The 13,349-nt window shown below is 33.9% G+C and carries 8 protein-coding genes; 6 read left to right on the top strand and 2 right to left on the bottom strand.

The window, feature by feature from the left end; genetic code table 11:
* Window positions 1–6: 6 nt before the first annotated feature.
* The 4 genes from ACFIKD_RS03440 (at window position 7) to ubiC (ending at window position 5,694) form a co-directional block, all read left to right on the top strand.
* Window positions 7–1,224 carry a mechanosensitive ion channel family protein gene (locus ACFIKD_RS03440; protein ID WP_375636143.1) on the top strand — a complete coding sequence of 406 codons (1,218 nt, stop codon included), beginning with the start codon at window positions 7–9 and terminating at the stop codon, window positions 1,222–1,224.
* 70 nt (window positions 1,225–1,294) lie between these two features.
* The gene (locus ACFIKD_RS03435) at window positions 1,295–2,986 is read left to right on the top strand and encodes a Na/Pi cotransporter family protein (RefSeq protein ID WP_375636142.1); all 1,692 of its coding nucleotides are present in this window, start codon (window positions 1,295–1,297) and stop codon (window positions 2,984–2,986) included.
* Between the two features lie 868 nt (window positions 2,987–3,854).
* Window positions 3,855–4,106 (top strand): GlsB/YeaQ/YmgE family stress response membrane protein, encoded by a 252-nt coding sequence (locus ACFIKD_RS03430; protein WP_375636141.1) that lies wholly within the window; start codon window positions 3,855–3,857, stop codon window positions 4,104–4,106.
* A gap of 1,078 nt (window positions 4,107–5,184) precedes the next feature.
* Window positions 5,185–5,694: a chorismate lyase gene (gene ubiC, locus ACFIKD_RS03425; protein ID WP_375636140.1), complete on the top strand. Its 510-nt coding sequence runs from the start codon at window positions 5,185–5,187 to the stop codon at window positions 5,692–5,694.
* Between the two features lie 678 nt (window positions 5,695–6,372).
* Here ubiC and ACFIKD_RS03420 read toward each other — a convergent pair.
* Complete coding sequence (locus ACFIKD_RS03420) at window positions 6,373–6,825, bottom strand: GatB/YqeY domain-containing protein (protein WP_015856668.1); 453 nt, start codon at window positions 6,823–6,825, stop codon at window positions 6,373–6,375.
* 258 nt (window positions 6,826–7,083) lie between these two features.
* Here ACFIKD_RS03420 and carA point away from each other — a divergent pair, with 258 nt between their 5' ends.
* Window positions 7,084–8,280 carry a glutamine-hydrolyzing carbamoyl-phosphate synthase small subunit gene (gene carA / locus ACFIKD_RS03415; protein ID WP_375636139.1) on the top strand — a complete coding sequence of 399 codons (1,197 nt, stop codon included), beginning with the start codon at window positions 7,084–7,086 and terminating at the stop codon, window positions 8,278–8,280.
* A 969-nt stretch (window positions 8,281–9,249) separates the two neighbouring features.
* On the opposite strand, the gene ACFIKD_RS03410 is transcribed toward carA, so the two are convergent.
* On the bottom strand, window positions 9,250–10,470 hold the full coding sequence (locus ACFIKD_RS03410) for an MFS transporter (RefSeq protein WP_375647225.1): 1,221 nt from the start codon (window positions 10,468–10,470) through the stop codon (window positions 9,250–9,252).
* A 757-nt stretch (window positions 10,471–11,227) separates the two neighbouring features.
* Here ACFIKD_RS03410 and ACFIKD_RS03405 point away from each other — a divergent pair.
* Window positions 11,228–12,064, top strand: a complete 837-nt coding sequence (locus tag ACFIKD_RS03405) for a DUF1460 domain-containing protein (protein ID WP_375636137.1) — start codon at window positions 11,228–11,230, stop codon at window positions 12,062–12,064.
* The last annotated feature ends 1,285 nt before the right edge of the window (window positions 12,065–13,349 follow it).

The following is a 13,349-nucleotide window of genomic DNA, read 5'->3' as shown; positions in this document are numbered from 1 at the left end:
GGAAAAGTGATCGAATTTATTGTTCAATATCCGTGGTTAGAGGCTATTTCTTGGCTTATTATTCTTACTATATTTGCCCTTTTAGTCAACTTTCTAGGACGAAAATTACTTATTCACGGAGCCAAAAAACTCTCTTCTTTTCTCCCCAAAAATACAACGATCGATATTAATAATGCTATTCAATACATAGCGGATATCATTTCAGCCTTTATTATTTCGGTTGGTGTTAATTTTATACCAACATTGCCCAATGCATTCAGTACTATCATCGGTAATGTTGCTAACGCCTTCATTATCTTTTTTGTTGTTCTGACAATTTCTGCCTGTCTGAATGTCATTAACATCCTCTACGAACAACGACCAACAGCACGGTTAAAACCAATAAAAGGTTATATTCAAATTGCTAAAATTGCACTTTTTGCTGTTGCGACAGTTTTAATGGTCGCTACATTGATTGACCGCTCCCCTCTTATTCTTTTCTCCGGTCTTGGTGCAATGGCCGCGGTTCTCATGTTAATTTTTCAAGATACGCTTCTTTCTCTCGTTGCCGGTATTCAAATTTCATCCACTGATATGGTTCGCGTTGGTGATTGGATTGAAATCCCTAATCTCGGTGCCGATGGTGATGTTATTGAAATTGCCCTGCATACTGTTAAAGTTCAAAATTTCGACAACACCATCACCTCAGTTCCTATCCGTAAACTTGTGACCGACCCTTTTAAAAATTGGCGTGGAATGCAAGAATCGGGTGGAAGACGCATCAAACGCTCCCTTTTTATTGATCAATCAAGTATCCATTTTCTCACAGAAGAAGAACAAAAATATCTTTCCCGATTTAATTTATTAGAAAATTATTTCACGCAAAAATTAGCAGAAATTGACCAATGGAATGCTCAATTAGATAAAAATCATGATGTCTTAGCCAATACGCGCCGTTTAACCAACATTGGAACTTTTCGTGCTTATGTTTTTGCTTATCTACAACAACATATAAACATCAACCCTAATATGACCTTTATGGCACGGCAATTACCTCCTACAGAAAATGGTTTACCATTGGAAATTTATTGCTTTACGAACACCACCGTTTGGATAGACTACGAACAAATTCAAGGTGATATTTTTGATCACCTTTATTCCATTCTTCCCTGTTTTGGTCTAAAGGTTTTTCAAAATCCAAGCGGTTATGATTTTAATCAAGTATTAAAAGCAAAAACGAAATAAAAACGATAAACTTTAATTTATCAATTTTGAGGCAAACATACTCATAACAACAGAGAAAGAATAAAGTATCATGAATGGTTCATTGGTACTCCTTCATCTTGCCGGCGCTATTTCTTTACTTCTCTGGGCCACACGCATGGTGCGCACAGGAATTGAACGCGCCTATGGTGACAGACTTAAATATAAAATGTGCCACGTCATTTCAAAACCATTGTTTGCGGTAAGTTTTGGGCTTTTTACAGCAATGATTTTACAAAGCTCTACAGCAATAACGCTCCTTGTTGGTTCTTTCGTTGAATCTGGTTTTGTCTCTGGAGTAGCGGGACTTATGGCTGTACGCGGAGGAGAATTAGGATCAGCAATCGTTGTTAAAATTCTCACCTATGATCTCACACTTGTTGTGCCCCTTTGTCTTTTAATTGGCACTTGTATCTTCATGACAACAGAAAAACGTGAGTGGCGTCAAATAGGACGTATTGTCATCGGTATTGGTCTGTTAATTTTATCTTTAGAGATGATAAGTACAGCGACAGAACCTTTACGTGAAAGCGAAATTTTGCCTAGCATCATTCGTTATCTTTCAACCGATCCTGTTTCCACTTTTTTGTTGGCTGCTGGCTTAACCTACCTCTTACATTCATCTATTGCAGGAATCATTTTGCTGGTCAATTTTGCCAACTACGATCTTATCCATACGCAACTCTGTGTTGTCATGGTTCTTGGTGTCAACTTTGGCTCTTCTCTTATAGCACCACTTTTAACGCGCAACGCCTCTCCTAATACCCGCCTCGTTCCCTTAGGAAATTTACTCATGCGTGGGGCCGGTTCAATCCTTGTACTTATCTTATTTCTCTCCTTCCGCCCTCCCATCACATGGCTTGGCAATAACGCCCCTACTCAAGTGATCAACGCCCACATTATTTTTAATGTTTTCATTCTCCTTGCTGGAATACCGCTTTCAAAATGGGTTTTAAAATTAACCACTCAAATTGTTCATATAAGTGCAAAAAAAACGCAAGCCGACAAAACGCTCAATTTATCGGATCAAACAGCTCTTGATGACAGTGTGCTTGAACGCCCCTCTCTCGCTCTCTCGAATGTCATGCGTGAAGTCATTCATATTTGTGATCTTGTAGACATCATGCTAGAAAAAATCATGGGACTTTATGAAAATCCTGATCCCAATATTATTCGTGAACTCAACCAACTCAACACCATATTGGACAAAAAACATATCGCCATCAAACTTTATCTTGCACGATTAGCGGGACAAAAATTATCTGACGAAGAAGCTCTTCAAACGCAAGAACTTCTAGGCGCCTGTATAAAATTAGACCAAGCAGGCGATATCATTATTCATAATATGCTGATGCTGGTTAAAAAGAAACAACAAAAAGGTTTACAGTTCAGCAGCGAGGGCTGGAATGATCTCCTTCGTTTCCACGCCATTGTACTAGCCAACGCGCATATAGCATTTAACGTTCTTGTCTCACGTGATACACACACTGCACACCTATTGGTACAAAAAAAAGATCAACTACGAAACTTAGAAAAGGAGATGAGTTTAAAACATTTTAAACGTTTGCGTGAAGGGGATCTCAAAAATGTAGAATCATCCAGTCTTCATCTCGACACTGTCCGCGACCTCAAACAAATCAACTCTCTTTTGACCTCAATGATCTACCCCATTTTAGAAGAACAGGGACTTCTTCAAAGTTCTCGCCTACGCAACCCTGCTGAAGAACAAACAGAAAAACCTTAAACTTTTAAATAACTTGAATAAGAAATACATCACATCGATTACTCGATTTTGAATATGGTCAAGATACTGATTTAATCAAAATATTTTATTATTTGACAATTTAAATGAGCTTTCTGCATCGTAAATTTCTTTCATTTAAAATCTATTCATGATGAATTACTCAAAGTCATTTGCTTACACATTATAAACAAAGCAGCATGTAGAATAGAACTCTTGAAGAAAGACGTAAAAATGCCTAATCATCTCAAAGCCAAGACTGTTAAACACATAAAGAGAAAGTCAAGAGTATAATGGTTCCAACCTAAACTCTCCTTGTAAAAAGGAATTGCCCCACAGTAGCAGCAAAAACAGAAATACTCTATAAGGAATGCAAAACCCCACAAAAATGCAACATTTATATCAAGATTGGTAGAGACTCAACCTATACAGCCATTCTATAACGTGTCAACAAAACAGTTTTAATTTCATTTCAAACATCATTGATATCAATTGGCAAGCTCCAAACTTTTAAATATCTATTTTACTTATTGCTTTAATCACAAATCACAATTGTTTTTTTAAACTTAAGAGAGAGATTAAAAAAGCTTATAAATAAACTTTATGACTTTTTAAAACATTTTCACTAATATTTTCTTCTTTTATTCATATTTCTCAATTAATTAATTTATAAATAAATTAAAATGTGTTATATGTTTATACTTATTAAGTATTATTATGATATCAATGTAAATATTATTTTAATATAAAGGAAAATAATAAGTAAAATTTCTAACAGAAATATCCTTTTCACTGGATAAAAAGGGGATAAATCTTGATTTTTAAAAAGTTTACTCTAGTTACAATTTAAATTCAGGCAAAGGAGAGTATCATGGAAAATGCAAACATCGGTTGGATTGCTGCTATTATTATCGGCGGGATTGCAGGTTGGGCTGCACAGTATATTATGAAAAGCCAAACAGGAATATTATTAAATATTATCTTAGGGATTATTGGCGCTGCGCTAGCAAGCTTTCTTTTTAGTCTTTTAGGTGTAAATTTTGCTGGTTGGCTTGGCTATCTTATTTCAGGTTTTATAGGAGCCTGTATTCTTATATGGATAGTACAAAAAATTCGATCCTAGAGCATTTATTTTTTATACCTTTTGGGATTCAATAAAAAACTGGGAAACAACTAGAAAAATTTGAAATATTTCCCAGTAACTCGTTGTTACCAGTTTTGATATGATGGTGAGGTGCTTAAGCTGCGATTTTGGGCATACACCATCACCATATTTTAAAACGAAATGCAGTAAAGACCTTTATAACGCACCCATTTCATACCTATATAAACTTACGCATATCAGGAGAGATATGTTGCGTTATTTTAACGCAATACGAACCTATTTTTGTACAGTGCGCGCAAATCTAGCTCATCTTACTGTAATAACAATCCATAAGGTTACAAAAATCACTAACGATGATTAAAGACTCTACCGCATAGCACTTAACGCCTATACACTTCATCAACAATACCCTTTTTACCGAAAAAATCGAGGAGCTCTTTTGCATTCTTAAGAAGTAAAGAGAGAAGGTAAGCAAAAAATGATAAAGAATTTTTTTCTAATCTGTGAAATAAAAGAATATCTAAAGTAGATATACTATAAATACATATGAATATAACTTTATTATAAAATGACTACACATTCTGTAATATGAAGTAATTTATTACAATTTAAATAATATAATATATTTTAAAGTTTTCAAAAATATATGTATTACTATAAAATTATTTATTATAAAGAATACGATCTTCTTTACATCTCAATTCAAAAGGTTTGAATATCTCTTCACTTTCCAAAGTATAAAATAAAGTTTTATTTCTCTTACAGTTTCCTCTTTATATCATCTTACATAGATGATTTTTTATATGCGTTACAAACGAATTTTAAAGCACAAAACATTTTTCCCATTGCTCTCATGCGATAAAGAAATTTCCGTAATGCATTGTGTGAAAGCATCTTGGATAAAACATAATACTTATTTTGCTTTTTTAATGAAAATGATCCTATAATATGTATTTTCCGCATATCTTCTTTTAAAGACCTTTGATATCTTCCTGTTAAAATCTTGCTGCTTTTATACTCCTTGTATTACAATAGAGCTATTTATTTTAGTTCGCCCAACATAACATATGGAATAAGACTTTAAATGTGGAGTAAAATGATGTCTGATCTTGAAGATTCCATCTTACCACCTCTAAAGTGGCTCTCTGATCAAAATCCTCCAATACCAGAAAATATTCGCGATTGGCTCATGGAATCGGGTTCAATGACGCTTCGATTAAAGAAATATTGTACCTGCCTCCAAGTTCAACCACAACGCGAATGTTTTATTACGCGAGATCAATTAACAGACGAAGCAGAGCATCTCCCCGAAAGTGCGCGTTATTGGCTACGCGAAATCATATTGATGGGAGATAATAAACCTTGGCTTTTTGGACGCACTGTAATTCCACAAGAAACCCTCCTACACAATCAAGCCTTGATGCATTTGGGAACTGTACCTCTAGGACATTATTTATTTAACCATGACAAATTAACCCGCGATTACATTCATATTGGTCAACAAGGTGTGCTATGGGCACGCCGTTCCCGTTTACGGTTAACGGGTAAACCATTGTTGCTAACTGAACTATTTTTAACAGATTCACCACTGTATCCCCACAAATAGAGATTACTCATTTTATTCTGCATAATTTATAGATTTTATATAGCTTATAAGGGATTTAATCAGAGAAAAGAATTTCAAAATCAGCTCAAAACACATTACAAACAAAGACTTATTTTAAAAATATCTTTTCATTTCATCAACTCAGCTTAAAAATGTCTTCTATAGAAAAAACGTTTTAAAGTTCTGATTTTCTTATCATTAAAACCAGCGCTTGAATTAAGAAGATACACACCATATTGATAAATATCATCTACATTTAAATTTCTTGCCGAATAATCACCACTCTAAAAATACGGCAACTCTTTATCAAAAAAATGCTTTGAAACAGCAAAAAAGACAACAATACACTCCCCAAAATTGGAAATCTGTATCAATTAGCTAATCATCCTATTTTAAAATTTTTAACAGTGCAGACAATAGATCTTTTTTAAAAAGTAGAAACTCTATAATTTTTTTGTTTTGTTAATGATCTAACAGCTTTGAAGAACAGAAAAATTTAATACATAAAAGATGTTTTTATTGCTCTATGAGCTCCAAAAAAGGTTCGTTTATTTCAAAAAATATTTTTTTGATAATAATATGTATGTACAAGATAAATGACATTTATCAACATCCTACTGACTTACAAAAGCGACGCACAATAAAAAATATTTTCCAATCCCCTTGAATTAATAAGATCTATTGCAGTTTTTTACGAAGACTATTGCACACTTTAGAAAAATTCATTTGCCCCGCATACCGTTCCTTAAGCCATGCCATCACCTTGCCGATATCGCGTAATTTTTCAGCTTTTGTTTGTGCCAAAGCTTCACAAAGAACCTGTTCTACTTCCATCTCCTTAAGTTGATAGGGAAGAAACTCACGAATAACTTCTATTTCTGCTTGTCCTCTCTCTGCCAATTCCAAGCAACCAGACTCTTTATAGACTCGCATCAATTCTTCACGCTGTTGAAGCATTTTAGTGAAAACAGACTGTATCTGCTGATCATCCACTTCTAACTTCCCTTGATCATAATAAAGAATATCACGATCCCTAACTGCAGCATTCATTAAACGAAGTGTAGCAAGACGCGCACTATCTTGCGCTTTCAAAGCAGCCCTAAGTGCCCCATCAATCTGGTTACGCAACATAAATTTATCCAATTTTGTTCAAGAAAAAAGTGCCTTTTAACCAATCTTTATCCATCTTGCAATGGAGGATAAAAAAATAATTAAGGACTCGATCTTCGAAAAGCTAAAACAAGACTTTACCTCTTCATGGAATGTACTTATACTGCCTATTTCAAGCGAAACATTACCAGAATAATATACACAGCATCTGTTAAAGGTATGATTTTTGTGTAAAGTTGATCATTATACCTTTCAGAGAATAAATTGTGGATACATACTATGATACAAACGACTTCACCCAGCAGCCCTTGGAGTATCAAAAAACCTACAGCCCTCTTAGTCTTAGCTGATGGAACCGTTATTGAAGGTAAAGGAGCAGGTGCTACAGGTATTGCTGAAGCTGAAGTGTGTTTTAACACCGCCATCACAGGCTATGAAGAAATCCTCACAGACCCGTCATACACACAACAAATCGTTAATTTTACTTTTCCTCATATAGGAAATGTAGGGGCAAATAGTGAAGATATTGAAGCTCTCACTCCTCTCAATTGTCATGGTGCTGTTGGCGCTATTTTCAAGGCAGACATTACACACCCCTCAAATTATCGTGCCAATGAAAATCTTCATCAATGGCTTAAAACGCGTAAAATTATTGCACTTTGTGGTATTGATACACGTGCGCTCACAATTCTTATTCGTGAAAAAGGTGCGCAAAATGCTGTCATTGCACATGATTCTAATGGAAATTTTGATATTCCTTCATTAAAGAAACGTGCGCAAAAATGGCACGGTCTCGTCAATCTTGACCTTACGAAAGACGTGACATCTCAATCATCAATGCAATGGGATGAAAAACCATGGAGCTGGAATAAAGGATACGGTACAAATAATGTGCACAATCTTCATATCATTGCAATTGACTATGGTATTAAACGCAATATTCTTCGCCTTATGGCAACACAAAAAGCACGCATTACTGTTGTACCTGCCCACACAACTGCAAAAGAAATTCTAGCAATGAACCCTGATGGCGTTTTTCTTTCTAATGGACCAGGGGACCCCGCAGCTACGGCTCAATATGCCGTTCCAACGATCAAAACGTTAATTGATCATAATTTACCAATTTTTGGAATATGTCTTGGTCACCAACTTCTCGCTCTTACGGTTGGTGCAAAAACCATGAAAATGCACCAAGGACATCATGGTGCCAACCACCCAGTTAAAGACCTCAACACTGGAAAAGTTGAGATTGTATCGATGAATCACGGTTTCGCCGTAGATTCTGCCTCTTTACCACAACATGTTCAAGAAACACATATTTCTCTCTTTGATGGTTCAAACTGTGGTATTCGAATCATTGGAAAACCAGTTTTTTCTGTTCAATATCACCCCGAAGCTTCTCCTGGACCACAAGATAGCCACTACCTCTTTCAGCATTTCTGTGATCTCATTATGAATTATAAAAAAATATCTTAAAATAAAATATCTCACCTTCTAGCTTCTCTCCTTTAAATTATATCATCTTCCCATACACAACTATATTATTTTTATACCTACAACTTATTGAATAAGTGTTATTATTTATCATTTTGCAACTAAAATGAGAGCACTGAATAGCTTGAATTTTTCTCATGACTCTCCTCTTAGAATTGTATTCATCAAAATCATTGGCTTCCCCTAAGCAAAATAAGTGTGTCAATAAAAACCATTTTTAAAAAGAGTAAAGTACCTAACCGTACCAAAAGCTCAGAGCTATCGGAACATTGGAAACTGGCAAAGTGAATGATTGGTGCTGCATCTTTTATATACGTAAAGTGAGTAGTGTACGGCAGATCTTATACCATTGACAGTGACTTTTACCTTATATTCTTTATTGGCACTATCATGAAATTGGCGCAAACACATTGAAAGCTATTCCTTCAAATAAGTATTGGATTCACAATACAATTTTAAGCATTATATTTTGCATGAGAAGCATAATTCCTATTAAAGAATAAAAAACTAAAGTGTGAGACCATGCAACAAATCTCTACTTTTAAAAAGATATTACCATAGATGGTTTTGAAAGCTGTAAAGCCGAATAAAAAAGTGATGGCAAAACAGGAAACGGTTTTTCAATTTTACAACTTTATATTCTTCCAAAATGAGTTTTTTTCGATTCTAGAAGTGATGCAAACAAATATACGCAATATTTTACTTCCAATTTGCCATATAAAATTTGGAATTGTTCGCACAGTACTAATACATCTAACGCAGATACGTTTTAATCTTTGTTTTCAATATGCTGCTGCATTAGCACTGAATATTAATTTGCAAGCAACAGAAAAAATACGGACTCTACTATACAAACAATATCACAAAAAACTTTTTACCTATAAAATGATGCATTTTGTTTATCTTGTGCATTCTCTAGCAAAATAGTACGTACCAGCTCTCCTCAACAAATTAACGTACCCGCAAGACAAAAATAACTGTCGCAACGACAAGAAGAAAAAAGCCTCCAACAAAAGGAGCACCAGAAAAATAAAACTGTGCATTTTTATCTGTAAAACATTCAAAAAGAAACACATAAAAAACAGAACCAAATATTAAACTTAACGAAATAACAGATGTCATCGCTCCTTGCAGTTCTCCTTGTACATTTGTTGGTACCTGCGCTGAAGCAATAGCACGTATAGGTGCATGAACAAGATATTCAAGCATTGTACACGCACAAACCATATAAACCATCCACCCCTGCGTCGCAAATGTATAGCCCAGCATAGCAACGGAGGCAAACAGAAGCCCCACTATAACAATATGCCAATCACTCCATCGTTTAGAAAAATAAGGCAAAATGAGAGCGACTACAATAAATTGGCCTATCCCAAAAACACTATAGGAGAGCCCAATAGAAAAAGAACTCCAATCATAGCGTTCTTTTGCAATGAAAGCCCAAATGCTTAACCATACAGATTCCGCAAACCAATAAAGAAAAAAGACCAATAACACCCAAAGAACCATCGGATATTGTTTCAGGTGCCAAAAAGCACCTAAGGGATTTGCCCGCTTAATATCAAAAAAGCGCCTATTCCATAGAGAAAGAGTTTCTGGAAGCATAACCCAAGAAAAAATAAAATTAATGAGTGAAAAACCAGCAGCAAAATAAAACGGAATACGCGGACCAAACTGACCTAAAAAACCACCAATAAACGATCCTAAAATAAACCCCAATGCGGATGCAACGCCTAACAGACCAAAATTGCGTGTACGGGTTTTATCATCGGATATATCCGCAAGATAAGCTGTACAAGTTGCAAAACTAGCACCACTCATCCCTGACAAAAGACGCCCGATAAATAACATAGAATAACTCCATGCTATAGCACATATGAGGTTATCAAGAGCAAAGCAGATAATAGAGAGAAGCAAAATAGGACGACGACCATAACGATCAGAAAGATTGCCAATAAAAGGAGCAAACAAAAACTGCATCACTGAATAAGCTGCAAGTAATTTTCCTCTTTCTACAAAAGATGTACTGATATCTTTTCCAGTTAATTGAGAAAAATATTCAGGCAAAACAGGACAAATAATCGCAATGCCAAGAATATCTAACAATAAAGTGATGAACACTAAAACGAGCCCACGCTGAACAAAATTCGGGTTAAGCATTTGGTCTTGCATAACATACACACTATTTTACGCATACAATTACTCCCCCGCTATCTTTTTACTCCCTTTTCCTTTTAAAAGTATTCTATACCATATACTTGTCACATATAAAATAATAACAAAGTAAAAATTTAAGTAAGAGTCAAGATAAAAATATAAAATTACATTTTAATTGGTATATCTTTGTCAAAGCATAAAAAATATTTTTTTGCATTATACGAACAAAATATTTGTGCGACCAACTCATAAACAAAATTTCATGAAACACAGAGCATTTCCAATAATTTTAGAGACATTATGATAGATTTTATCAGACATCATTTCCCCTTCTCATACCAACGTTTTCAGGAATCTCAATTCCACTTGATACGTTAGATATCCTCTAGCAATTGAAACCTTTTAAAAGATAAGCTCTTAAAAAATTTTCTTACCCTCAGAATGTGCTATAAGATTAAAGCAGCATCACCCGAATAGCTTAACAACGTAAAAAGCTCATCATATTTTTTAAAAATATTCATTTGACAATCATTTTATTTAAAAAATAAGTATATTATAGAGAAATATTCTTTGATTCTATAATCTTAGAAACTATTCATATTGCTTGCAATTTGTGTAACCTTAAAAAACATGATTATATCTTTATATTCATTGATGCTCTTAATGATTATATGCTACCGTTAAATCTAATGATAATCATGATACGCATTTTAAAAATAGCACTTTTAGAAACAGTTAGTCATGAATTGTTAATGCAAAAATGGTGTATAGAATGCGAAAAATATCCCTATTAGTTCTCATTTTAATATTGGTAACAGGATGTGATGTTCAGGATTCTGATTCACAAGAGAGTATTTTAGGAAATAAAATAAAAACACAACAAACAACCAACGTAAACTTAGATCCTTATACTCTAAATAAATTAAATGCTCTTCTCAAAAAACGTTCAGAAACAAATTATCAGGAAAAAGGGGCACTAATTGGCTTTCTTTCTGAAGCTTTTTTAGGGACACCTTACCAAGCAAATATGTTACATGGCTCAGAAAATACACCAGAAAAACTGATTATTGATTTTAGAGGCTTAGATTGCTTCACTTATCTGGATTATGTTGAAGCATTGCGCAAATCAACATCCCAACCAGAATTCATAAATAACGTCATAAAAACGCGTTATATTAACGGTAATGTTCATTTTTTAAATCGCAAACATTTTTTTACAGACTGGGCTTATAGAGAATATAAACTCGCCACTGATATTACCGCTGAAATAAGTCCCCATGCGGTAAAAATAGAAAAATATCTCAACAAAAAAGCTGATGGTGAAAGCTATCTACCTGGGTTGCCAGTTGTGAAACGCACGATAACATATATTCCAAGCAACTTTATTAATGAGGAGGTTATAGGTCGTTTACAGTCTGGTGATTTCATTGGTATTTATACGAAACTTGCTGGATTGGATGTAACACATGTGGGCTTCTTTATCATGACAGATAAAGGTCCAATATTAAGAAATGCTTCTTCACGAAAAGCAAACGAAAAAGTCGTTGATTCTCCTTTTATGGATTATGTTGCAAAAACACCAGGAATCATTGTTTTAAGAGCTCTTTAATAACATTATAATGATATGAAATATCTTCTCTATTCTTAAAATATATACCATAGTTATTTAGGTAAACATCTAACTTCGTTCAAGCTATACGGATACAATATATTTGTTTACAGTTTTTAGAGAAAAAATTCGTTTTGATCTAACTTTGTTTATAGGTATGATAAAATCACTTGTGACGAAATCACGGATTTGTAATCACTTTTACTGGTTGAACCATAAAGACAGGCAAAACTCTACTATAGTATCACGCTTTCCTTTCATATTCTCAACCAAGAGTTATCTATAGATTACCGCTAATCTGATCTTTACGAATATAACGCAAAAGACATAGACGAACGTTTGTAAAAATAAGTAAAAGTAAAGCCAGATATGTTTGGTTGTTGTCTCATAAAGTATTTTATAAAAATTCGATCTATCTCTCTAATTTATTGCGTATAAATTTTTGACTTTATAGCATTGTTTTCCTCATAAAGTCTTTGCTTTTTCTTGTTGTCTATACATTAAAATAGCCCTGATGTAGCAGCATATTTATGATTAGGATGCACCAATACTGTACGAGTCATTGTAAAATTTTTGATGTCAGATTGGAATGAAAATATGAAGGCATCAATTAAAAACCAGTTTCTATCTTTAGCATCATTCTTTAGTTCAACTTTGCGATTTTCTAAAGCAACGACAATAATATCCTTTAAAGAATAGAGATATGAACATTATTTTTTGTTTTTTTCATTCTTTAATGAGTCCCCCATTATTCATGCAATAAAGAACACTTAAAACAAAACACATTTTATCGATAAAACAACACATTTATTAGCAACAATAATGATGATTAATCTATGATCACAAACTTTAAAATTCTATTCATAACTTTTATATAAAGTTTATAATTAAATCTCATTAAACTTATTACGAAAGCTTCATTCCTCTTCGCCCTAAGAAACGAAACATCTACTCCCGACAGTCTGTAAACAATCCGTTCTCTTAAGTGAATTTAAGCTGCTAACCATTTCATGAGATTCACTTACACAAGAATACACCGGCAAGCCCTATTTTGAATATTTACTCCACACTCTAAAAACACTTAAAAGATCAAATTTTATATGCCTTATCTCACCACACCTTAAATGACAGTGTTTTAACGAAATAGAATAAATCTTGCTTAAATACTCTGTTTAACCTTTTATAATTGATTGATGCAAAAATTAAATCAACGAAAGAGATTCATTGTATTTTCGAGAGGTATGAATCGCCCCATCATAAAAAAACAATCTCCATAACATGACAG

Origin of the sequence: Bartonella sp. CR84HXZ, from assembly GCF_042194535.1 — a bacterium.
GTDB lineage: Bacteria > Pseudomonadota > Alphaproteobacteria > Rhizobiales > Rhizobiaceae > Bartonella > Bartonella grahamii.
The sequence above is the reverse complement of the archived record's forward strand: the minus strand, read 5'-3'. Positions and strand labels throughout refer to the sequence as shown.

Coding starts and splice junctions, on each gene's coding strand:
- ACFIKD_RS03435 (WP_375636142.1), top strand. CDS start 1,295: ATGAATGGTTCATTGGTACTCCTTCATCTTGCCGGCGCTATTTCTTTA.
- ACFIKD_RS03430 (WP_375636141.1), top strand. CDS start 3,855: ATGGAAAATGCAAACATCGGTTGGATTGCTGCTATTATTATCGGCGGG.
- ubiC (WP_375636140.1), top strand. CDS start 5,185: ATGATGTCTGATCTTGAAGATTCCATCTTACCACCTCTAAAGTGGCTC.
- ACFIKD_RS03420 (WP_015856668.1), bottom strand. CDS start 6,825: ATGTTGCGTAACCAGATTGATGGGGCACTTAGGGCTGCTTTGAAAGCG.
- carA (WP_375636139.1), top strand. CDS start 7,084: ATGATACAAACGACTTCACCCAGCAGCCCTTGGAGTATCAAAAAACCT.
- ACFIKD_RS03410 (WP_375647225.1), bottom strand. CDS start 10,470: ATGCAAGACCAAATGCTTAACCCGAATTTTGTTCAGCGTGGGCTCGTT.
- ACFIKD_RS03405 (WP_375636137.1), top strand. CDS start 11,228: ATGCGAAAAATATCCCTATTAGTTCTCATTTTAATATTGGTAACAGGA.